Annotated in this window: 19 protein-coding genes; 13 read left to right on the top strand and 6 right to left on the bottom strand. The window is 47.5% G+C overall.

Translation table 11 applies throughout. From position 1 onward, the window contains the following. Positions 1–9: 9 nt before the first annotated feature. Complete coding sequence (gene coxB / locus ACR2PX_RS27850) at positions 10–1,251, bottom strand: cytochrome c oxidase subunit II (RefSeq protein ID WP_434002613.1); 1,242 nt, start codon at positions 1,249–1,251, stop codon at positions 10–12. A 1,270-nt stretch (positions 1,252–2,521) separates the two neighbouring features. On the opposite strand from coxB, the gene ACR2PX_RS27845 reads away from it, so the two are divergent. After that, the gene (locus tag ACR2PX_RS27845) at positions 2,522–3,172 is read left to right on the top strand and encodes a hypothetical protein (RefSeq protein WP_434002612.1); all 651 of its coding nucleotides are present in this window, start codon (positions 2,522–2,524) and stop codon (positions 3,170–3,172) included. 140 nt (positions 3,173–3,312) lie between these two features. On the opposite strand, the gene ACR2PX_RS27840 is transcribed toward ACR2PX_RS27845, so the two are convergent. Both ACR2PX_RS27840 and prlC read right to left on the bottom strand, forming a co-directional pair. After that, on the bottom strand, positions 3,313–3,570 hold the full coding sequence (locus ACR2PX_RS27840; RefSeq protein WP_434002611.1) for a YheV family putative zinc ribbon protein: 258 nt from the start codon (positions 3,568–3,570) through the stop codon (positions 3,313–3,315). A gap of 127 nt (positions 3,571–3,697) precedes the next feature. Continuing rightward, positions 3,698–5,734 carry an oligopeptidase A gene (prlC, locus tag ACR2PX_RS27835; protein ID WP_434002610.1) on the bottom strand — a complete coding sequence of 679 codons (2,037 nt, stop codon included), beginning with the start codon at positions 5,732–5,734 and terminating at the stop codon, positions 3,698–3,700. 378 nt (positions 5,735–6,112) lie between these two features. Between prlC and ACR2PX_RS27830 the strand changes: the two genes are divergently transcribed. The 8 genes from ACR2PX_RS27830 (at position 6,113) to oppF (ending at position 14,120) form a co-directional block, all read left to right on the top strand. Further along, positions 6,113–6,655, top strand: a complete 543-nt coding sequence (locus tag ACR2PX_RS27830) for a gamma carbonic anhydrase family protein (RefSeq protein WP_434002609.1) — start codon at positions 6,113–6,115, stop codon at positions 6,653–6,655. Between the two features lie 116 nt (positions 6,656–6,771). Then, entirely contained in the window at positions 6,772–6,999 is a 228-nt protein-coding gene (locus ACR2PX_RS27825; protein ID WP_434002608.1) for a hypothetical protein, read from the top strand. Positions 7,000–7,170: 171 nt separating this feature from the next. Continuing rightward, the gene (locus ACR2PX_RS27820; RefSeq protein WP_434002607.1) at positions 7,171–7,761 is read left to right on the top strand and encodes a YhgN family NAAT transporter; all 591 of its coding nucleotides are present in this window, start codon (positions 7,171–7,173) and stop codon (positions 7,759–7,761) included. A 679-nt stretch (positions 7,762–8,440) separates the two neighbouring features. Beyond that, on the top strand, positions 8,441–10,081 hold the full coding sequence (locus ACR2PX_RS27815; RefSeq protein ID WP_434002606.1) for an ABC transporter substrate-binding protein: 1,641 nt from the start codon (positions 8,441–8,443) through the stop codon (positions 10,079–10,081). A gap of 139 nt (positions 10,082–10,220) precedes the next feature. Continuing rightward, on the top strand, positions 10,221–11,147 hold the full coding sequence (oppB, locus tag ACR2PX_RS27810) for an oligopeptide ABC transporter permease OppB (RefSeq protein ID WP_434002605.1): 927 nt from the start codon (positions 10,221–10,223) through the stop codon (positions 11,145–11,147). Positions 11,148–11,189: 42 nt separating this feature from the next. Next, positions 11,190–12,110 carry an oligopeptide ABC transporter permease OppC gene (oppC, locus tag ACR2PX_RS27805; protein WP_434002632.1) on the top strand — a complete coding sequence of 307 codons (921 nt, stop codon included), beginning with the start codon at positions 11,190–11,192 and terminating at the stop codon, positions 12,108–12,110. A gap of 13 nt (positions 12,111–12,123) precedes the next feature. Continuing rightward, complete coding sequence (locus tag ACR2PX_RS27800; protein ID WP_434002604.1) at positions 12,124–13,119, top strand: ABC transporter ATP-binding protein; 996 nt, start codon at positions 12,124–12,126, stop codon at positions 13,117–13,119. Further along, positions 13,116–14,120: a murein tripeptide/oligopeptide ABC transporter ATP binding protein OppF gene (gene oppF, locus ACR2PX_RS27795; protein ID WP_434002603.1), complete on the top strand. Its 1,005-nt coding sequence runs from the start codon at positions 13,116–13,118 to the stop codon at positions 14,118–14,120. The genes ACR2PX_RS27800 and oppF overlap by 4 nt, the downstream gene beginning before the upstream one ends. A 578-nt stretch (positions 14,121–14,698) precedes the next feature. Here the strand turns inward: oppF and ACR2PX_RS27790 are convergent. Beyond that, positions 14,699–16,813, bottom strand: a complete 2,115-nt coding sequence (locus tag ACR2PX_RS27790) for an SH2 domain-containing protein (protein WP_434002602.1) — start codon at positions 16,811–16,813, stop codon at positions 14,699–14,701. Positions 16,814–17,608: 795 nt separating this feature from the next. Here ACR2PX_RS27790 and speE point away from each other — a divergent pair. From speE to speB, 4 genes are read left to right on the top strand one after another with little or no spacing between them, the layout of a single operon-like run. Beyond that, complete coding sequence (gene speE / locus ACR2PX_RS27785; protein WP_434002601.1) at positions 17,609–18,487, top strand: polyamine aminopropyltransferase; 879 nt, start codon at positions 17,609–17,611, stop codon at positions 18,485–18,487. Beyond that, on the top strand, positions 18,480–20,429 hold the full coding sequence (speA, locus tag ACR2PX_RS27780) for a biosynthetic arginine decarboxylase (protein ID WP_434002600.1): 1,950 nt from the start codon (positions 18,480–18,482) through the stop codon (positions 20,427–20,429). The genes speE and speA overlap by 8 nt, the downstream gene beginning before the upstream one ends. Next, positions 20,429–21,358, top strand: coding sequence for an adenosylmethionine decarboxylase (locus ACR2PX_RS27775; protein WP_434002631.1), 930 nt, complete (start codon positions 20,429–20,431; stop codon positions 21,356–21,358). The genes speA and ACR2PX_RS27775 overlap by 1 nt, the downstream gene beginning before the upstream one ends. A gap of 4 nt (positions 21,359–21,362) precedes the next feature. Next, positions 21,363–22,289, top strand: coding sequence for an agmatinase (gene speB / locus ACR2PX_RS27770; protein ID WP_434002599.1), 927 nt, complete (start codon positions 21,363–21,365; stop codon positions 22,287–22,289). A gap of 10 nt (positions 22,290–22,299) precedes the next feature. Here the strand turns inward: speB and ACR2PX_RS27765 are convergent, their stop codons facing one another. Together ACR2PX_RS27765 and ACR2PX_RS27760 are read right to left on the bottom strand one after the other, a co-directional pair. Continuing rightward, positions 22,300–23,031, bottom strand: coding sequence for a YiiX/YebB-like N1pC/P60 family cysteine hydrolase (locus tag ACR2PX_RS27765; RefSeq protein ID WP_434002598.1), 732 nt, complete (start codon positions 23,029–23,031; stop codon positions 22,300–22,302). Positions 23,032–23,041: 10 nt separating this feature from the next. Continuing rightward, positions 23,042–23,150 (bottom strand): zinc ribbon domain-containing protein (locus ACR2PX_RS27760; RefSeq protein WP_433997355.1); only part of this gene is annotated, 109 nt, incomplete at its 5' end.

The following is a 23,150-nucleotide window of genomic DNA, read 5'->3' as shown; positions in this document are numbered from 1 at the left end:
TTGTATTCCTCACAGTCCAGCCTGATGTGGGTTTATTGCCGGCTTGTCAGCCGTCGCTTTACTGACAACAGAAGACTTGTCTGAGTCTTCAGTATCTGCTGTCTTGTACTCCCCGGTTTGCTTGTACTCCAAAATCTGCTTGGGCGTGATGAGATCACCGGTATTATTACCCCAGGCGTTTCTTTCGTAGGTAATAACAGCCGCAATATCGACTTCACTTAACTGAGCAGCAAAGGCCTGCATAGCTGTGCCTTTCTTACCGTTCACCACAATATCAATATGTGCCTTGATCTGATCTTTCTCGACGGCCATTTTCGAGCCCTTGAGAGCAGGGAAAATCGGTGGCATACCTTCACCGTTAACCTGGTGGCAGGCCGCACAGACTTTTTCGTAAGTCTTCTTACCGCGTTCCATTAGCTCAACCATCGTCCAGTCCTTGCTGGTCAGCTCTCTCTCTTTAGCAGCCGCTTCTTTCTTTTCCGTCAGCCATTTTGCGTAATCTTCTGGTGTTCTGACATCCACCACAATCGGCATAAAGCCATGATCTTTTCCGCAAAGTTCTGCACACTGGCCACGATAAATTCCGGGTCGATCTATGTTGGTCCAGGCTTCGTTTATAAAACCTGGGATAGCATCCCGCTTAACGGCAAATGCAGGTACCCACCAGGAATGAATAACATCCGCAGCAGTCACCAGAAACCGAATTTTTTTACCGGTAGGTAATACCAGCGGTTCGTCTACTTCCAGAAGATAATTGGGATTTTTACTGCGAATGTTATAAATCTGTTCAGGAGGCGTTTGAAGATTACTAAAGAAAGAGACCTCTTCACCCAGATACTCATACTGCCACTTCCACTGATAGCCCGTAATCTTGATATCAATTTCGGCTTCATCAGTATCGTAAATATCTATTAGTGTTTTGGTTGCCGGAATAGCCATGCCCACCAGAATTAAAAATGGGATGGTCGTCCACAGTATTTCAACCAGGGTACTTTCATGAAACGGATGGGGTTTTGCTCCTCTTGATTTACGATGCATCAAGATGGAATAAAACATGACACCAAATACAACAATCCCTATCACGACACAAATAATAAATATGGCCATGTGGAGATCGTAAATGGATCGACTGACTGCAGTAACACCCTCAGTCATATTGACTTCCCAGTCAGCGAAAACGCGAGTGGGAATCAAAAAACCTGACAGGCTGGCCAAAAACCATAAGAAAGACTGACCGATTCCTTTCTGCATCAAAGAAAGTCGTTTTCTAAAATTGAAACGAGACAAAGAAACCAAGCTTCCACTTGATCTCAGCCATGACAATGATGACCAAATTATTTGAAAAAGGCTGCCATACCGAAACCTCGCCACTTGTAACATCCAGGGTGGGCGATATTTCCCGCTCATGCTTTTTGTCCCGCTTACGGCAGCTTTTATCAAAAGAAAGAGAGCTAGTGCGTGCTGCAACATTCCCTTACATCCCCTGACTGTCCGCCCAGACCAGGCGGAGACTTCTTATTATTATTGAGCAGACCCAAAGCCTTGCTTTCAGAGGTGTTGGAGCAGTAATCGAGAAAATCTGGACAGGTTTACCTGTATACCAGAACAGCGTTTACTGACTTAATTTATTGTCGTTAGCCCCTATCGTCCACATATGTCCACTGGACAGGAGCTATCACAGCATCTTGCCTGAAAAACCTCAGTGCACTTAACGAACAGAACTTCCAACCAACCGCTTGCCTGTTATTTCTTTTATCTCATGGAGAAAAAAGAAATAACCCAGCTCGAGGCTGCCTGCGGAAGTCCAAAGTGCCAATATTCAATCACAAGCGACCGTTAAGTAACTGACAACGTCATACTACTTCGGACCCAACCTGCAAAACCCACAACACAGGAACACCCTGCAAATACCAATACCCGTGATACGCATTGCGTGACAATTCAGTCTGACAATAATCGCTCACTGAGTATAGTCCCAGAACCTCATTAAACAACATGATTGCAGGAAATGAAAAGAGTCTTGTTAAAAAATATCTTGAATTAAACCGTCACTTGTCGTTTAAATAAGGGTAGGGGGATTTTAACTGGCCATAATCTTGAGCATTAATAGAAGAGTGGATCTCTATTAGGCTTCTGCTCATTTAAGGAAAAGAACCGCTGTTTGCACATTGTGTTAATTTTTCTATTTCTCCACCATTGCATTGTGATCCCTATCACGGATTCGAACATCCAATCAGTCTATTAACAAAATCTTCATTTCATCTTCAAGATTCTCCATCAGACTTACCTTTTTAAGCATATATAGTGCGTCATTTTTTTGACTGCACAAGGGCTTGCACTTTTTCATTTTTATCGTGTTTTACAGTCTTATATTATTTTAACTTTAATGAATAAAAGATCTTCATATTATGAAAAAGAGGTATTTAAAAAAGCTTGTGTTCTAGATGGCACTATGGTCTTTTATCAGCTTCACAATGACGTTGCAGTACCCACTTTGATCTCAACGCAACGGAGACACATCATGGATGTGCAGGCAATTAGCAATCTGATCGATTGTGCCCGAAAGCACGAAGAAGGCTCATGCCATCTTCAGTCGCTTGTCTGTCAGCAACTGGAACAGTTGCATCATACGATTGAACTTCCCGAAGACATGGCCAGTGAAACCCTGCTGAAGTTTGCAGATGAATACATTGATCATGTGCCTAATTTTCTTGGAGCACTGGACCAGGCTTCACAGGAACTGGAAATCGAGAGTTTCATATCCCCCTTTCTGAGCATCGCCGAAGAGAACTTTCTGGCACCTGTTCTGCAATCTCACAATGAAGTAGGACTGTTTGATTTGCTGGATAAGGCCTACTTTGCTCACAGACTGATTGAAGAAGTAAACGACAGTTATCTGTCCAAAACCGGATGCACCCTGATCCCAATGAATATGACCTGGGCCAACCTGATCATTCATGCCATTTTGGGTGAAGAGTTCGGTAATGAGCTGGACAAGATTGTTGAGCAGACGGTAAAGCAGATGATGCGTTCTCAGGAAGTTTATAATGATCGAATGTTCAAAGACTTCGTGAATAACCGAAATCCAGAGCAATGGATATCCACCTGGTCAAAATGGAATTGCCTCTCAAGCCGTATGGGCATTGAACTGAAATTTACGTCAGCAGCCTGATCCGAACGCTGGCGATTGAAGTAGACGTTAATGCATAGGACTGTATTTGAAAAACGCTTGTCAGGCCTCAAACGCCCAGGCGCTTTGCTCAAGCAAAGCACCGTATCTAGAAAGGTTAATGACAATTTTTGTTTTCGAACTCAAGGCTTTTGATCCAGTATTCGTACGATCTGAACACCGCTGTCCTTGTTAGCATCATCATTCGACTTCATATCTTCTGGGGAGACCCTCGTCACTGGAGGTTTCCCCGTAAGAGAAGGATCTTTTTCCATCTCATCCGAAAATCCGCAATCCACACACTCGCGAAAATTCTCACCGTTCTCACTGTACATTCTCACCGAATCCTGATGACCACAGGATGGACAGACTGCTCCGGCAATAAACCTTTTCGTTGTCATAGCTCTGATGCCAATAGCCTATAAAAATAATGAAGCCCTGAGACCCAATGATCCCAGGGCTTGATTGCTTCATCAGATCATGAGCCAGCAGCTCACAATCTAAGTCTTTTTCTTCGCTCATGGCTGTTTATGCAAAAATACCAGAGTGACGCAGCAGGGCGTCAACTTCTGGCTCACGGCCACGAAAATTAACAAACAGTTCCATAGGCTCGGCGGAACCGCCTTTCTCCAGAATTTCATGGAGGAAGGATTCACCGGTCTGGCGGTTGAATATGCCTTCGTCTTCAAATCGAGAGAACGCATCAGCAGACAACACCTCAGCCCACTTATAGCTGTAGTAGCCTGCTGCGTAACCACCAGCAAAAATATGGCTGAAGCCATGCTGGAAACGATTGAAAGCCGGAGGAGTGACTACAGACACCTGACTGCGCACTTCGTCCAGAATCTCCTGAACACTTTTTCCACTGCTGAAGTTTTTGTGCAGCTTAAAATCAAACAGTGAAAACTCCAGCTGACGCACCATCATCATGGCAGACTGAAAGTTTTTAGCGGCCAGAAGTTTATCCAGTTTGTCTTTTGGCAGAGCCTCACCCGTTTCAAAATGCCCGGAGATCAGGGCCAGACCTTCCTCTTCCCAGCACCAGTTTTCCAAAAACTGGCTGGGCAATTCTACAGCATCCCAGGCAACGCCATTAATACCGGATACCGCAGAATAATCAACCTGTGTCAGCATATGATGCAGACCGTGGCCAAATTCGTGGAATAGGGTAACCACTTCATCATGAGTCAGCAATGCAGGCTGATCACCAACGGGAGGAGTGAAGTTACACGTCAGATAAGCCACTGGTAGCTGGACTTTATCTCCAATCTTGCGACGCACCCGGCACTCATCCATCCAGGCACCACCCCGCTTGTGCTCACGGGCGAACAGGTCCAGATAGAAACGTCCAATCACTTCGCCGTTTCGAACCACATTGAAGAAGCTGACATCCTTGTGCCAGGTTTCAACATCGGCCACCTTTTCAACCGTAATGCCAAACAGACGCTCTACAACGGAGAACATGCCGCTCACTGCTTTCTCAGACGGGAACCAGGGGCGCAGCTCTTCCTGGGAAATAGAGTAACGCTGTTGTCTTAGCTTCTCGCCATAGTAACCAATGTCCCAAGCCTGCAGATCTTCAGCGCCATGCTCTTTATTGGCAAACGCTCTCAGTTCATTCAGTTCTTTTTCAGCCTGAGGCTTGCTTTGACGGGCCAGATCTTCCAGAAACTCCAAGACTTTATCAGTAGAGTCGGCCATTTTGGTGGCCAGTGAGTATTCTGCATAATTGTTAAAGTCCAGCAGCTCGGCCAGCTCCTGGCGCAGCTTGAGGATTTCATTAATGTTGTCTGAATTATCAAACTCACCAGCATTAGGACCCTGATCGGATGCCCGGGTACTGAATGCGGTATAAACCTCTTCTCTCAGCTCACGATTATCTGCGTAAGTGATCACAGGAAAATAGCTGGGGAAATCCAGATTCAGCATCCAGCCTTCGCTGTGACCTTTGGATTCTGCCAGCTGTCTGGCTCCTGCCAATGCAGACTCTGGCAGTCCAACCAGCTCTGACTCATCCGTAATCAGCTTGGACCAGGCCATAGTGGCATCCAGAACGTTGTCAGAGAATTTGCTCGTCAATTCAGATAAACGCTTTTGAATGTCACCATAACGGGCTTTTTTCTCTTGGGGCAGGGCAACACCGGCCAGTTTGAAATCGCGAAGATTATCGGTAATGACTTTTTTCTGAGCCTTGTCCAGGGTTTCGAATTCGGCAGACTCGGAAAGCGTCAGATAAGCCTGATAGAGGTCCTGATTCTGACCCAAACGTGTTGAATATTCGGAGAGCAGAGGAAGACAGGCATTGTAGGCATCTCTCAGCTCATCGGTGTTGACGACAGCGTTCATATGGCCAACGGGAGACCACGCCTGGTTCAATTTATCTCCCAGAGTATCCATAGGCTCCTGCAGAGTGTTCCAGCTGAATGCCTGAGACTTTTCAGCCAGAAGTGCATCAACCGCCTGCTCACTCTCGGCAATGATCGACTCAACAGCCGGCTTCACATGCTCCGGTTTGATTTTGGCAAAAGGAGGCAGTTCACAGGTGTCCAGCAGTGGGTTACTCATATTTCAGATGCTCGCTGTTTCTCGCTGTTTATTGTCCAGACTCAAGTCTGTACGTTCTTATTATGTCTATGGGTGCAGGATTATCGGTTTTCAAGGACAATGCAATACTTGAAAAACAAGTGTGGCCCAAACCGGGTGACCAAAAAGTCCCAGGAGTCTGTCGGTCTTATGCTTTCGAGCATAAATTTCAGTAGAACGAGTCGAATTATTCGATGGATTCGTGAGAATAGTTGACCTATTTAATCGAATTCATCGAATAATTGGGCCGTTCTTTCTGGAGTTTAGGCCGAAATAGTCTTAAGTCCGACAGGCTCCTAGTATCAATGTGGAAATGGCCAACCCCAAGGCCAGACAACAAAGAACAGAGCGATAAAGACTATGAGCAGCCGTTCCATCAGAACTTTCAGGGGTCATACTCCAAAACTGGATGATCGAGTATTTGTCGATGAAACCGCTCTGGTGCTGGGTGACGTAGAGATCGGAGAAGACAGCTCGGTCTGGCCCATGGCGGTTGTGCGGGGAGATATGCACCGCATCCGTATTGGCTCACGCACCAGTATTCAGGATGGTTCTGTCCTGCATATCACTCATGCCAGCTCTTTTAACCCTGATGGCTACCCTCTGATCATTGGTGACGAGGTGACTGTTGGGCATAAAGTGACTTTGCATGGCTGCACTATCCACAACCGCTGTCTGATCGGGATTGGAGCCGTGGTCATGGATGGGGCTGTTGTTGAAGAAGAGGTCATTGTTGCAGCAGGCTGTCTGGTTCCTCCAGGAAAGAGACTGGAAAGCGGCTATGTCTACAAAGGCAACCCAGCCCAGAAAGTCCGCCCAGTCAGTGAAAAAGAGAAAGCTTTCTTCTCTTATGGCGCGGGTAACTACGTAAAGCTGAAAGATGAATATTTGGATCTTAAATAAGTTATTAAAAATATATTTTATATAACTAAAGTTCATTTTCGCCCATAGTAGTACAGACACTCGTACCAACTAGACCTAATCTTCCCAGATCAATACATGATTTGGGGAGAATAATCATGAGCGAAGCCATCAAACCAGTAGATACAGCGGCTACCCACCAGACGCAGACTAACTGGGTTGCTGACAGTCAGCTGGATAATCAGGAAATCTACAACGCTGAAAAGCAGGCCGAAAAGTTTCATGAAAATCTCAGTGCACAAACCGCTGAGCAAAGTTCAGGATACGTTAAAGACAAGCAAGCTAGATTAGCGTTGTTAGTTGCCCAGAAAAACTTCGTTATCTGAAACGCTTCCAAGCCAGGTATCTCCTCAACCCCAAAGCATCACCACCTTTCTCTTCATCGTAGGTGGTGATTCGTATACAGCAGAATAAGTCAGGATTGGTTTTTTAAAGACCAGATGATATAAGCCCGCTCAATCCTATTAATTCTAATTTTTCGAGTCTGAGCTGCACTGATGGAAATATACTCCACAGCCATATTGCTGTTCCTTATTATGGATCCACTCGGCAATATGCCCATATTTATCTCTGTTCTAAAAACCGTCCCGCCCAAACGTCGGGCCAAAATCTTGATGCGCGAAATGCTGATCGCCTTATTTATTCTGGTGGTCTTTCTGTTTGTGGGTGATTCAATGCTGAGAACGCTGCATCTCAGACAAGAAGCGGTCAGCATAGCAGGGGCGATAATTCTGTTTATTATCGCAATCAAGATGATTTTCCCTCCCAGTCGTGGTGGCGGCATTATGGGTGACACACCCGATGGCGAGCCTTTCATCGTGCCACTGGCAACCCCTTTGATTGCTGGTCCTTCTATTCTGGCCACTCTGATTCTGCTGGGTAATCAGCACCCAGGAGAGCAAGGTAAGCTTGTCACCGCACTGCTGATCGCCTGGGGTATTTCTGCTGCTATTCTGCTGTGCTCAGGCCAGTTCATGAGAGTATTGGGCAATCGCGGAGTATTCGCTATTGAGCGATTGATGGGGATGATTCTGGTCATGCTGTCCGTGCAAATGTTCATGGACGGTATCGCCAATTATCTCGGTTGATATCTGCCAGTTTGGAGGTTGTTGCATGACAGCCTCCAGCATTGAAACCTGTGAGATCCCACTCAATTAATGTCATCCCTACAAAATAATGATCGCCAGACGCACCGGAAAAAAGGTATAACTCCGCCAGCATAAACAAACTGCTTCATACCCACCGTCAGAACCTATCACCACCCCATAGAAATAAATCAGTTGATTTACCTGTTTTGCCAGCAATATCAAAGAGTTAACCTGTTCGGACGATGCGCCTTTTACGTACATTTATTCAAAAACCTTCTTGATCCTTCTCACAACTTTTAGTTATATTCAGTTACCCGCTCATTGCGATTCGGTTTTTCCGTATCAAAAACACAGAATTCGAAAAGCTGATGCAATGAACGGGTGAAGATTTCTGTCATCAGTGACTTTCATCGCTCATGGCTGTTTCGGGATCATGCAGTACCCGGCGGAATTGACGACAAACGTCCAATAAATAAAAGCAGTCCCTGATCATGACTCTTTACTCAGGTTGAGATCATCAAACAGGGTGTTATAAAGCGACAATGCACAGGATCGTGTGTTACTCGTCTTGCACTGGCAGATCCGCCAGTAGCAACAGCTCCCGCCCATGACCATAACTCCAATCAGAATTATGCGTTGACCGTTAACAGGCCGGTCATCGAATGAAGGGGATAACAATATGAAGAAGCCACTCAAGGCTCTGAAGTTTGCCGGCATTCCGGCTTTAACTCTGGCCGCCAGCATCATGGCCGTCACCAGCGCCAACGCTGCTATCGTTCCAGCAGGCACTCAACTGGCACAAGTCCAGGAACTGGTTCGCGGTAACGGTGCAGAGCCCGCTTCCATCGATCCCCAGAAAGTAGAAGGTGTTCCAGGCTCAAGCGTTACCAAGGACCTTTTTGAAGGTCTGGTTACTCAGGATGCAGACGGCAACACCATTCCAGGTCAGGCTGAAAGCTGGACAGTGTCTGAAGACAATAAAGTATTTACATTTAAAATTCGTGACACAGCCAAGTGGTCCAACGGCGACCCTGTCACTGCCGGCGATTTTGTTTTCGCTTTCCAACGTGCAGTTGATCCTGAAACAGCTTCTCGCTATGCCTGGTTCATGGAAATCCCAACCATCATTAACGCTTCTGCCATTGTTAAAGGCAAAAAGCCCGCAGATAGCCTGGGTGTAAAAGCCGTTGATGACAAAACTTTCCAGGTTACCCTGGAAAAGCCTGTGCCTTATTTCATCAAGATGCTGGCTCACCAGACCACCTTCCCGGTACCACAAAAAGTCGTTGAGAAGTTTGGTGATAACTGGACCCGTCCAGGCAACATGGTATCCAACGGTGCCTACAAGCTGGCCAACTGGCGTGTAAACGAAAAAATAGTTCTGGAGCGTAACAGCAACTACTGGAACGACAAGGCAACGGTCATCAACAAAGTGACCTATCTGCCTATCGTCAGCACGACTTCTGAGCTGAACCGTTACAAGGCTGACGAGCTGGATATGACCAACCTCATTCCGGTTGAGCATTTCAAATCCCTGAAAAAACAAATTCCAAACGAAGTCAGAGTGACACCTTACCTGGGTACTTACTACTACACCTTCAACACCAAGCGTAAGCCTTTTGATGATGTCCGTGTACGTAAAGCTCTGTCTTACGCCATCAACCGTGACGCCATCAGCAAGTACGTTAAGGGTCAGGGTGAAAAGCCTGCTTACACCTTTACGCCTGAAACCGTCAGTGGCTTTGTTCCACCATCCACTGACTACAGCAAAATGTCTCAGGCAGAGCGTAATACTGAAGCCAAGCGTTTGCTGACCGAAGCTGGTTACGGCCCGAACAAAACACTGGAGTTCGATCTGCTTTACAACACCGACGAAGCCCACAAGAAAGTAGCCATCGCTATTGCACAAATGTGGAAGCCTCTGGGTGTTAAGGTGACGCTGGTGAATCAGGAATGGAAAACCTTCCTCGACTCCCGTAACGACGGTAAGTTTGATGTAGCTCGTGCTGGCTGGATTGGCGACTACAATGAAGCTTCCACCATGCTGGATCTGAATACTTCAACTCACGGTCAGAATGACTCACAGTTTGTTAACGAGATGTACGACAAGCTGATGTCCGAGTCCCGTGTTGTGACCAGCGACGAAGAGCGTGCCCACCTCTACACTGAAGCCGAAAAGATTCTGGCTGATGAAATGCCTGTCGCACCTATCTATCAATACGTAACCAGCCGACTGGTTAAGCCACGCGTAGGCGGTTACCCCATGAGCAATGTTGAGGACAACGTTTACACCAGGGATCTGTTCATTAAGAAGCAATAATCCCGCTGGTGTAGAGATCAGCCATACTGGTAACCCCGGTAGAGGAGTCTGATTGAGAGATTACTCTCGTTCAGACTCCGGACTGATCGATATGCAGTCAGGGACACATAGTCGTCTGAGACTAACAAATGGTGTACCTATGTTTACATTTATTCTAAAGCGCATTGGCGTTGCCATCCCGACACTGTTCATTCTCGTTCTGTTGTCGTTTTTTCTGATGCAGATGGCGCCAGGCAGCCCTTTTACCGGTGATTTCAACATGCCACCGGAAATTCTGGCCAACCTGGAAGCCAAGTACCACCTAGACAAACCCCTCTGGCAACAATTCGCCTATTACCTGAAAGACCTTCTGCAGGGAGACCTGGGACCTTCTTTCAAGTACAAGGATTACACCGTTAACGAACTGGTTGCTCAAAGCTTCCCGGTTTCTCTGACCATTGGAGCCCTCGCCTTTCTTTTCACGGTGGTAATGGGTGTTGGACTGGGTACTCTGGCTGCCCTGAAACAGAATTCCTGGGTTGATTACACGGTCATGACCTTCTCTATGATCGGTGTTGTTCTGCCTTCTTTCGTTATTGCACCACTGATGGTGCTGATTTTCTCTATTAGTCTTAAGTGGTTACCCGCCGGTGGCTGGAACGATGGCAGCTGGCAGAACATGATTCTACCTGTCGCCGCCATGGCCATTCTTTATGTGGCAGCCGTCGCCCGTATCATGCGCTCCAGCATGATCGAAACCCTGAGCAGCAACTTTATCCGTACTGCTCGTGCCAAGGGTTTGCCAAAACATCACATTATTCTTAAGCATGCCCTGAAGCCTGCATTGCTGCCGGTTGTTTCCTATCTTGGGCCAGCTTTTGTAGGCATTATCACCGGCTCCGTTGTGATTGAAACCGTGTTTGGCCTGCCCGGCATTGGCCAGCATTTTGTCAACGGCGCACTGAACCGGGACTACTCCCTGGTACTGGGGCTGACTATCATCATTGGATCTCTGACCATCCTGTTCACCGCTGTCGTCGATATCCTCTACGGATTGATCGATCCGAAAATCAGGGTGGGGAGTTAAACCATGGCGTCTATCTCGTTAAAAGCAGGCACTGTGAATAAAATGGCGAAAGAAGAAAGCCACAAGGCTGTGGAAAATTTCTCCGAGCAGCTTTCCAACGAGCGATTGGAGATTGAAGGACGCAGCCTCTGGGCAGATGCCCGTCGACGTTTCCTGAGTAACAAGGCAGCTGTCGCTAGTATGGTCGTTCTGGTGGCCGTGACTTTTTTGATCATCTTTGGCCCCATGGCCAGCCAGTTTACCTACGACGAAATTGACTGGGCCAACATGGCCGCACCCCCTTCTATGGAAACCGGCCACTTCTTCGGCACCGACCACCTGGGTCGAGACCTGTTTGTCCGTACCCTTGAAGGAGGCCGTATCTCGTTCATGGTTGGAGCAATGGGTGCTCTGGTCGCTGTGATTATTGGAACTATTTATGGTTCCATGGCGGGCTTCCTGGGCGGTCGTGTTGATAACCTCATGATGAGAGCACTGGAGATTCTTCAGTCTTTCCCATTCATGTTCCTGGTTATCCTGATGATTACCTTCTTCGGGCGCTCCATCCTGCTGATCTTTATCGCGATAGGAGCGGTATCCTGGCTGGATATGGCTCGTATCGTAAGGGGACAGACCTTGAGCCTGAAGAGCAAAGAATTTGTTGAAGCCGCCATAATCAGTGGTGCTAACTCTACCCAGATTATTTTCCGTCACCTGATTCCCAACCTGCTGGGTATAGTCGTGGTTTACGCCTCCCTGTTGGTGCCGGGCATGATTCTGTTTGAATCTTTCCTGAGTTTCCTGGGCCTCGGTGTCCAGGAACCCATGACCAGCTGGGGTGCACTGGTGAACGAAGGTGCGACCTCGATGGAAGTGGCGATCTGGCAGCTGGCCTTCCCGACGTCTTTTCTGGTGATCACTTTGTTCTGTTTCAACTTTATTGGCGACGGGCTGCGTGATGCCCTGGATCCGAAAGACAGATAACCCGGAGGCTGGAATGAATCTGTTAGATGTCGATAACCTGCGGGTTAGATTCACGACTCCCGATGGGGATGTCACTGCTGTAAACAATATGACCTTCTCCCTGAAGGCCGGTGAAACACTGGGCCTGGTCGGAGAGTCCGGTTCGGGTAAAAGCCAGACCGCTTTTGCCCTGATGGGCCTGCTGGCCAAAAACGGCATTATTGAAGGCTCGGCTAAATTTGAAGATCAGAATATTCTAGGCCTGAGTGAAACGGAGCTGAATCGCATCCGGGCCCAAAAGATCTCCATGATCTTTCAGGACCCCATGACTTCTCTGAACCCTTACATGAAAGTAGGGCCTCAGTTGATGGAAGTGCTTCAGCTGCACAAAGGCATGAGTAAGAAAGAAGCCTTTGAAGAATCTGTGAAAATGCTCGATGCGGTCAAGATGCCGGAAGCGCGCAAACGCATGAACATGTACCCTCATGAGTTTTCGGGCGGTATGCGCCAACGGGTCATGATCGCCATGGCTTTGATGTGTCGTCCAAAACTGCTGATTGCTGACGAACCCACCACCGCCCTGGACGTAACGGTTCAGGCACAGATTATGGAATTGCTGAACGACCTGAAAACCGAGTTCAACACCGCCATCATCATGATCACTCACGATCTGGGCGTGGTAGCAGGTATCTGTGACAAGGTGCTGGTGATGTATGCAGGTCGTACCATGGAATATGGCACCACTAACGATGTCTTTTATGACCCTCGTCATCCATATTCCCGTGGTTTGCTTGAAGCTATTCCAAGACTGGATACACAAGGCGAGATTCTGCCTACTATCCCGGGCAATCCTCCCAACCTGCTAAGCCTGCCACAGGGCTGTCCTTTCCAGGAACGTTGCCCGCATGTCATGCAACGTTGCCAACAGGAAGCGCCACCACTGGAAAACTTTGGTGACGGCCGTCAGAAGGCCTGTTTCTGGACACCGGATACGTTTTTTGACAACAGCCATAAGGAGGACGCAGCATGAGCCTTCAGCCCACTATGGAAAATCTTCAACCCCTGTTGAAAGTACGGGACATTAAAGTTCATTTCCCGATTCACAAAGCCAAGAGCTGGCCCTGGGAAAAATCCCCGGTACTGAAAGCTGTTGATGGTGTCAGCTTTGATCTGTTCGAAGGAGAAACCCTTGGAGTAGTGGGAGAGTCTGGTTGTGGGAAATCGACCCTGGCACGCTCCATCATTGGCCTGGTAAAGGCTACTGAGGGTGAAATTCTCTGGCAGAACGGCAACATTGCCGAACTGCCAGAAAAAGCCATGAAAACTATCCGCAAGGATATCCAGATGATTTTTCAGGATCCTCTGGCTTCTCTGAACCCCAGAATGACGGTAGGCGACATTATTGCCGAGCCTCTGCGTAACTATTATCCAGAGCGGTCGAAAGACGAGATTCTCTCTCAGGTTCGTGAAATGATGGCCAAGGTGGGCTTGCTGCCTAACGTCATTAACCGTTACCCCCATGAATTCTCTGGAGGTCAGTGTCAGCGTATCGGTATTGCCCGGGCACTGATACTCAAGCCCAAGCTTGTGATCTGCGATGAACCGGTGAGTGCTCTGGACGTTTCTATTCAGGCTCAGGTAGTTAATCTGCTGAAAGAACTTCAGAAAGAAATGGGTCTGTCACTGATCTTTATTGCCCACGACCTGAGCGTAGTGAAACACATCAGTGACCGGGTACTGGTCATGTACCTGGGTAACGAGGTAGAAACCGCCAAAGTGGAGCCTATGTACGATGACCCGCGTCATCCCTACACAAAAGCTTTACTGTCAGCGGTTCCTATCCCTGATCCTGAGCTGGAAAAAGCCAAGGAAATCGAACTGCTGGAAGGCGATTTGCCATCCCCTATCAATCCACCCAGTGGCTGTGTCTTCAGAACCCGTTGTCCGATTGCAGAAGCCAGCTGTGCCGAGAATCGCCCAAGACTCATGGACGTTGGTAACCAGCATTTTGCGGCCTGCCTTAAGGTATAAACAAGCCTTGAGGTCAAAGAAATATTTTTTCGTCAACTTCTGTGATGAACAAATGTTTATAGCTAAAAACAACGATGGCCAGCTGGTTTTTAAACAGCTGGCCATTCGTAACTGCTCATATTCCTTTGATATAGCACTTAAAGCGCCAGCCTTTACCGTGATTGTCGACCTTACAAATAACTTCCTTGTCAACGGTAACGGGCGGCCAGCAATCTCACCCGATTCAGGCGGTTTTGGACGTTATTATTGCTCATGGCGTATCTCTTACTGTTGGTTGCAAACTTCCAGGAATGCTACCGACAGGGTACGCCAGCTTTTTATGTCCTCAAACACCAGAAATGATCATAACTCCCTTTAGTACCCTATTTTGGCTTTTCCATTTTTAACAACACCTCCTGTTTGTTAACGCTGGGCACAAGCAACCCGAACAACAGCCATGAAACACCCAGCACAAAAGACCAGAAATATATCAGATCAACAGCTCTGGCTCACGACCACAAAAACTATCAAAACTGAGCTACTGGTGCTCTTATCTCAAAATCAGTCCATTTTTACCCACAGTTACCCCTGAAGAGTCATTATTTAAGATATACGTGCTCACTCAGACGTACTCTGCTTCCATTTTCAAGCTCTAGAGGTGTACCGGTTAGGCCACGATGGTATTTAATTAACTCCTTCAGAGTTTCATGCCACTGTTCATGTCCAGATAAATTATATTGATCACCGATTTTTGGAGTAAATCTTTTAGTGATAGTTAATTTTTGAACATCTCTTTTATTATAAATAAATATTCGATATTCCCCTTCATGCTCAGGCGAGTCATAAACAAGGTAAGTACCATCTTTCCCTCCGCATCCACGCCTTAATCTCGATTCCGCTTCTTCATCGGAAATGTTACCGTGGTACCATCTTTTTTCCTCAACAGCTTCTTCTAGTTTTTTTATCGTTAGAGGTACCATTTCACTCCCATCGTTAATACTTTTTTCCGTCTGTGAACGAACTACAAGCCATCTGATGTGCTGAATCTTTTCATCTTGTGTTCTAACACCCGACTTCACGGGAACAAAGGCTCTAAATTCTTTCTCATTATTGAGAAAAGCTATTATAAAATCACTTTTATTGACATTATAAAATGTAATAAATTTATACGATGATCGCTTTACTTTATGCATTAAAAAATTTCGAGCCTCTTCGGTACTTCTTATTTCAGGACGAAAACCAGGAATCAAATCTTTAACCCTAGTTAGGCCTTCTTCAGTTAAAGGCCCAGTTTTACGATAAAAATAATTACTAATGGGCACAGACATTTCAGGAGCTTTATTTTTCAATCTCTGCGTTGTTCCCACTTTAAATTTTTTGGAACCCGTTGGCTTAGAATTTTTATTAACTGAGCCAGGCAATATAAACCTTACTTGTCTTTTATTTATTGCTTCCCTATGTTGACTAACACTCGTTGTTTGACTAGCTGACTGCGGCCAAAAATAGTTGGCTCCTCTCTGCATGACCCCTCCTAAAGCAGCCTGAAACATGATCCGGGGCATTGCCTCTATTGAATCAGAGACTAAGGCGGCCATATTAGGTGTTAAGGACTGTTGCCATTGCTGGTACTTTGAATAAGTGACAGGCTCATGACTCAAGACAATGGAATAATTAGGCCCGTTAACCATAAAGAGCAGAGGGTTTAGGCTGACCCACAGGTTTTTATGACGGTTATAGGGCATTTTTCTGAAACCAAGATGGATCATGGAGGTATCCGCATCGGTGTTGCTGCCTAAGCCCAACTCCCTGACCGACAACTCATCACCTGTTATGCAGTGATTCTGGTTATCAAATAAAGAATGGATAATTTTCGAGTCCAGCAACGAAAAGTGGTCTTCATTTTCAACTACTTCAGAATTGACAAGATCATTTTCAAGCACAGAAAGAAAGCCTGAATGATCTCCAAAATCCAGGGTGATGGTACAATGTTCTACTCCCGAATCGCTCTTGTCCCTTTCCCTCTGTATATTAATGTCGGCTCCGTCACTTTCATAGACCACTGATTTAATCCCGAAGGTATCCATATTCTTTAATAGCTCATCCCATGCAGACCACTCAGGTTTTCCGGATAGCACAATACCAGATTGAGGCAGAGTTTTTATGATCTCAACACGAGCATTGGGATAGTGACCCGGATCGAGGCATACCCTGACTTTTATCTGAGCCCTGAGGATCTCATTATCCAGCCATACGTTTGCGCAATCCCTGTTCGTGTCGTTCAGGCTATACCAGCTGTTTGAAACGATATTTGTTAAGACATTGATCCCGGCGGCAACACCAAGCCACTGCCTATTACTGAACGTCGGTACTCCGGACTTTCTGGCGATAGCGACCACTGTCGCAGCCTGAACAAGCCACAAGAAATGATTGCTTACGGTCTGCCAAGCGAAATGCATGGGAACGAAGCTGTTATGTAAATAGTTTCTAAGAAGCTCTATTCCATCTTTATAATCAAGCACTGCTCTCAATAGAAAAGGATAAGGTTTATGTACCCAGTCTTCTCCCACCTGAAAATAGTAACTGTCAGTATCCCCGCTTAATTGCAGCCCCCAACCCTGTTCGATTCCTGCATTTTCCGAAGCATTCGATAAATGCGCAGCCAAACTTAGTACCAGAATAGATAAAACTGATAAAAAATACTTAAATTCAGCCACTTTATACCTCCTCTTCAATTATGCATCACTCTCTGGTTACTGCTGAATTCAGATAAACCAGAAGACATTATCTTTTTCCTAATGGCATTTGCTAATGGCATTGAGCGTGGAGCTAATTTACTCAACCAAAAAACATTCTGATTCTGCCACCGTGTAAGATAGGAGAAGGTTGTAGTAATTTCATTTTTCTGAGTATTTTTGACCACCTCCCAGGAATGGCCTTGACATTGACTGAATCGGGTTTCCTATAAACAGCCATGGGCGAAGAAAAATGAACACATAATGCTGAAGGATGCTGATTAATTCTTCTTCAGGGGTTGTCATCTGGGCATTTCGAGGGTTTAATTCGCGCACTCAAAACAAGCTGGCTCGAATGAACTTCTTATCAGATTTCGTCTGGCCACAAACGACCCCAATACTGAGGAACATATGGTTCTCAAGGCCTGAACCGTGTGCTGATTCGCGGAAGTATCCGCAGCAATGACCACACGGTGACTACAAGATTCAGGAGCACAACATTGACAACAGCTATGCTATTTCGCTGCTACTCTCCGAGTTGCAGTCTGTCAGATTATCCCTCCCAGTGCCCGGATTCTGTAGGTCTGCTCCTCAATCGACTCAAAGGTCGTACCTCTGGCCAAAGTGAAGCGCCTTTATAAAGGTCCGCTGACACAACTGGTCTTGAAATCCAGAATTATTTTACCCTTAACTGGCAACCGGCTGGCTTGGCACTCTGACTATTGATGGCTTAAGGCTGTTCATTTCCAGAAGGTCAGTTTTAGAAGGAAAGGCATCATGCTGAAAGACAATACCTATCTTGAGACCCTCTATGACGGCTACGGTCAGAATTTTTCCGTAGACGAGATGCTGTTTGAACAGAAAACCGAGCATCAGCATCTGGTCATTTTCAACAATAAGATGTTTGGCCGCATGATGGCACTGGATGGCGTGATCCAGACCACTGAAAAGGATGAGTTCATCTATCACGAGATGATGACTCATGTGCCTATTCTGACTCACGGCAATGCCAAGCGTGTACTGATCATCGGTGGTGGTGACGGCGGTATTCTGCGCGAAGTGCTTAAGCACAAGAACGTTGAACACGTAACCATGGTAGAAATCGATGGTGCTGTCGTCGACATGTGCAAAAAGTGGCTGCCTAACCACTCTGCAGGTGCTTATGAAGACCCGCGCGCCAAGCTGGTCATTGACGACGGTATCAACTTTGTCAGCGACAGCGAAAAGACCCCTGATGGCAGCTTTGATGTCATCATTTCTGACTGCACAGACCCGATTGGTCCTGGCGAAGTCCTGTTTTCCTCTGATTTCTATGCCGGCTGCAAGCGTCTGTTAAAAGAAAACGGAATCTTTGTCGCCCAGAATGGTGTCTGCTTCATGCAGCTGGATGAAGTGGAAACCACTACCCGTCGTCTGGGCCATTATATGGCAGACTGCTACTTCTACAGTGCAGCCGTACCCACCTATGTGGGCGGTATCATGACCTTTGCCTGGGGCTCCGACAATCCCGAAGCCCGCAATGTTTCTCTGGAAACGGTGGCTGAGCGTTTTGAAGCCTGCGGTATCGAAACACGTTATTACACCCCCGCTATCCACAAGGCAGCCTTTGCTCTGCCCAGATACGTAGAACAGGCGATACAGAAGGTCAATGACTAATCCTTTATCCGGTGACCCGTTGATTGAAAGCGGATGGAGTGTGGAAGAATCACGCTCCACTTACAATGCCCGATACTGGAGCCAGGGCTATTTCGATATCAACGACAATGGCGAAGTAGTTTACCTGCCCAAGGGCAGGCCTGCTGTCAGCCTGAACAATATTGCAGCCCAACTGGTTCGCAAGGGTGCTTCTCTGCCTGTTCTGGTTCGTTTTCCCGAAATTCTCCATGACCGGGTCAACACGTTATGTGATGCCTTTAACCAGGCCATTGGTGAATACGGTTACCGCAACGATTACCTGGCGGTGTACCCCATCAAGGTGAATCAACAGCGAGCTGTTGTTGAGGAAATTCTGGAAAGTCAGGCCGCCAGACAAGACCGTCAACTGGGTCTGGAATGCGGCAGTAAACCGGAGTTGCTTGCTGTACTGGCCATGGCGAATCGCGCCAGCTCCGTAATCGTTTGCAACGGTTACAAAGACAGGGAGTATATTCGTCTGGCTCTGATCGGTGAAAAGCTGGGCCACCAGGTTTATATCGTTCTGGAAAAAATTACCGAGCTGGAAATGATCCTGAAGGAAGCTGAAACGCTGGGTGTTAAACCCAGGCTTGGCCTTCGGGTACGTCTGGCTTCTCAGGGTAAGGGAAAGTGGCAGGCCAGTGGTGGCGAAAAGTCCAAATTTGGTCTGTCTGCAAGCCAGGTTCTGAACGTTATCAAACGGCTCAATGACAGCGAAAACATGGACTGTCTGCAGCTACTGCATTTCCATCTGGGCTCCCAGATGTCGAATATTCGCGATATCCGCAAGGGCATCAGCGAATGTGCAAGAGTGTATGCAGAGCTCTATCGTCTGGGCGCACCTATTCACTGCCTCGACGTAGGCGGTGGTCTGGCTGTCGACTACGAAGGTACTCGAAGCCAGAGTACTTGCTCCATGAACTACAGTCTCCAGGAGTATGCGAACAATATCGTTTATACCCTCGGAGACCTTTGTGCTGAGCAGGAAATTCCGGTTCCAAGAATCATTTCCGAATCCGGTAGAAACCTGACGGCTCATCATGCTGTTCTGATCACCGATGTGGTCGGTGTTGAAAGCTACGAGCCAGAAGAGCCGGCAGCGCCGAGTAAAGACGCACCGCAACTGCTGCATAATATGTGGCGTTCCTGGCAGGATCTGGTGAAAGGTGTTGAACAGCGGGCTCTGGTTGAGCTGTTCCATGATAGCCAGAGTGATCTTTCAGAAGCTCACACCCAGTTTGGGATGGGACTTCTGGACCTGGAACAGAGAGCCTGGGGAGAAAGCATTAACTTGCGTATCTGCTATGAGCTGTCCAAGAGACTGTCTCATAAGAACCGCTCGCACAGGCCTCTGATTGATGAGCTGAGTGAAAAGCTGGCAGACAAATTTTACGTTAACTTCTCTCTGTTCCAGTCTTTGCCTGATGCCTGGGGCATTGATCAGGTATTCCCGGTGCTTCCTCTCTCTGGCTTGAATCGCCCGCCAGAAAAGCGCGCGGTTATGCTGGATATCACTTGTGACTCCGATGGCACTATTGACCAATACGTTGATGGTCAGGGTATAGAAACGACCCTGCCGGTACCAGAGTGGCATCCGGACAAGCCTTATATGATTGGTATTTTCCTGGTCGGTGCTTATCAGGAAATTCTTGGCGACATGCACAATCTGTTTGGCGACACTGATACGGTATCCGTTCGTGTCACGGATCTGGGATTGATTGAAATGTTTAATTTCCAGCCCGGCGACACCGTAGAAGATGTTTTGAAATACGTGAATCTGAAACCGGAAAGTTTCTTGCACACTTATCAAAAACTGGTGGAAGAGTATCTGCCGGAATCCAGCCGTGCCTCTGTGCTGGAAGAACTGGAAGCAGGCCTGAAGGGCTACACCTACCTTGAACACCTGGGAGGAAATGAGCTGTGATGTTCTTCGAAGGCTCTGAAAAAAAAGTGGAAGTCATTACAGCCGCTCAAGCAGGTTCGCTGCGTGCACTGGGTAAAGATTTCTGGTCAGGTGTTGTCGCCAAAGCTCAGGCAGAGATTCTGACGACACTGAGCAACGATTATTGCGACGCCTATTTGCTGTCCGAGTCCAGCCTGTTTGTCTGGGAAGATCGCTTCCTGATGCTGACCTGCGGAACCACCACTCTGGCCGATGCATTCCTGTATTTCCTGGAACACATCGCCGATGAGCATATTCTATTTGCCAGCTTCCAGCGCAAGAATGAATACCAGTCACACCTGCAGAAAACCTCTTTTCAGGAAGATATGGACCGGATTCAGTCAGAGCTTAAAGGAACCGCTTTCCGTCTCGGTAGCCTGGACAGTCATCACAACTATATCTTTCATCTGGATCGCCCCTATCAGCCTGAAGCGGATGACCAGACCAGTGAACTGCTGATGTATCATATCAAAGGGGAAGGTGCCCAATACCTGCGCAGTGAAGGACAGACGACAGAAAATATCCGCAAGCTGCTGAGACTGGACGAAATTCTGCCCGGTTTTGAGTTGAGCGACTGGCTGTTTGAACCTTTCGGGTATTCCCTGAATGCCATTAAGGGTGATCGCTACGCCACTTTCCATATCACCCCTCAGGAAGACAGCTCTTATGTGAGCTTTGAAACCAACCTGAACCTGGAAGATACGGCTATTCTGGAAAAACTGCTGGTAGCGCTTCGTCCGGGCTGCTGGGATCTGATTGGATTTAATGCGCCGGCACCTTTGCGTGAAAATGGTGAATTCAGTTGTCTGACAGAGTGCCACCTGCCTCTAAAGTGTGGTTATGATATGAGTTTCAATCATTATCAGCACAAAGAACAGCGCCCGGTACAAGCTGTGGAACTGACAGGATAAGATCATGACTACGCTGACCAAAAGGGAAGACCACTCCCTCTACGCAAATGCCTTTGGCTTTCTGCGACAGCCGCTGGATTTTGATCCGACTCAGTCCGATGCTGATCTGATCATTACCGGCATTCCTTTTGATCTGGCCACTACCGGTCGCAGTGGCAGTCGCTTCGGTCCTGAAGCTATTCGCAAGGCTTCTGTGAACCTGGCCTGGGAAGGAAAACGCTGGCCCTGGTTTTTCAACCTGAAAGACCATCTTTCTGTGGCTGACTGTGGTGACCTGGTGTTCGAATGCGGCAACGCCCAGGATATGAGTGATACCCTGTTCAAGCATACCGACCAGTTACTGTCTGCGGGCAAGCGAATGCTGACTTTTGGGGGTGATCACTTTATTACCCTGCCTTTGCTGAGAGCCCACGCAAAACATTATGGCCCTTTGGCACTGGTCCACTTTGATGCCCATACCGATGACTATGATCTGGGTGGCAAGTTTGATCATGGCACCATGTTTCACCATGCCCAGGTGGAGGGGTTGATTGATGCTTCGGCTTCAACTCAAATTGGTATTCGAACCACCTACGATCATAAGAACACGCCGTTCAATGTTCTGGATGCCAGTTACGTTAACAGTGCTCCGGTCGAAGAGATCATCGGAAAAATACGAAAAGCAGTGGGCAACCGCCGTGTTTATCTGACCTTTGACATCGACTGCCTGGATCCGGCTTTTGCACCAGGTACCGGCACGCCTGTCTGTGGTGGACTCACTTCCGACCGGGCTCTGCATCTACTGAGAGGGCTTAAGGGGCTGGATATTGTTGGCATGGATGTCGTTGAAGTAGCACCCGCTTACGATCACGCCGACATTACTGCTCTGGCAGGCGCCACGATAGCTCTTGAGATGCTTTATCTGCAGGCATCCAAATCAAAAGCCATCTGATCTGGCCAATTCAAGCAAGCTGCTCGTTGGCAGCTTGTCTGGCTGGCAGTTGTCCCATTACTTTGATCACATCCAACTTATCTGAACACGAGAGCAGGGCAGGGTGAGAGCCTGGCTCTCCTTCCGGAATGGGTTGGCCTATCTTCCGGTAAAACTCTACCCAATAGGGAAAGACTTCCCCGGTTTCAAGATCGCGAAACCCCATGGGGGTTTCCGGAAAGACCGACTTTCCCTGATTTGCTGTGCGAAAAGCTTCTAGAACGAGCGCGCTGCAGTACCAAGCACGATTGCTGATATCGGACTGGCTATGACTGTCTGGAGAGAAGTCACTGTTATAGGGAATATGCAATTGCTCATCAGCAAAGGCTAAAGCTTCATCAACCAGTGGTTGCCAGGTGGACTTCAGACGAGCCACCAGAATACAGGGGCGTCCCAGCCCATCACAGACAGATTTATCGATAAATTGAGTCAGGGTAGTTTTCTGGACCCGTGGCATGACGGCTTCAACCAGCTCTCCACTGCCCGTAGATATAGCGACATGATTCAGAGCCATTCCGCTGTATCCGGCGAAAAGTCGACTGATGATCCATTCCAGCTCTCCTCCTTTACGGAGTTGAAACAGGAGATCACCTTTTTTCAGGTCAAATCCGGGCAATGCGTTTTGCTGCTCTATCATCATATTAAATCTGTCTTCCGGAGCGTTAGAAACACTCCATAAATATTCATGCTTAATAGTTGACATCCTCCCCGCCCTAAAGGACGGGGATTCCTACAGCTAGACGGTCATGCCCGACCGCAAGAATGTTTCTTGCTGCGTTTACGTCACGCAGATGTTCAGCTCCGCACTCTGAACAGACCCAT

Origin of the sequence: Endozoicomonas sp., assembly GCF_051008435.1 — a bacterium.
GTDB lineage: Bacteria > Pseudomonadota > Gammaproteobacteria > Pseudomonadales > Endozoicomonadaceae > Endozoicomonas_A.
The sequence above is the reverse complement of the archived record's forward strand: the minus strand, read 5'-3'. Positions and strand labels throughout refer to the sequence as shown.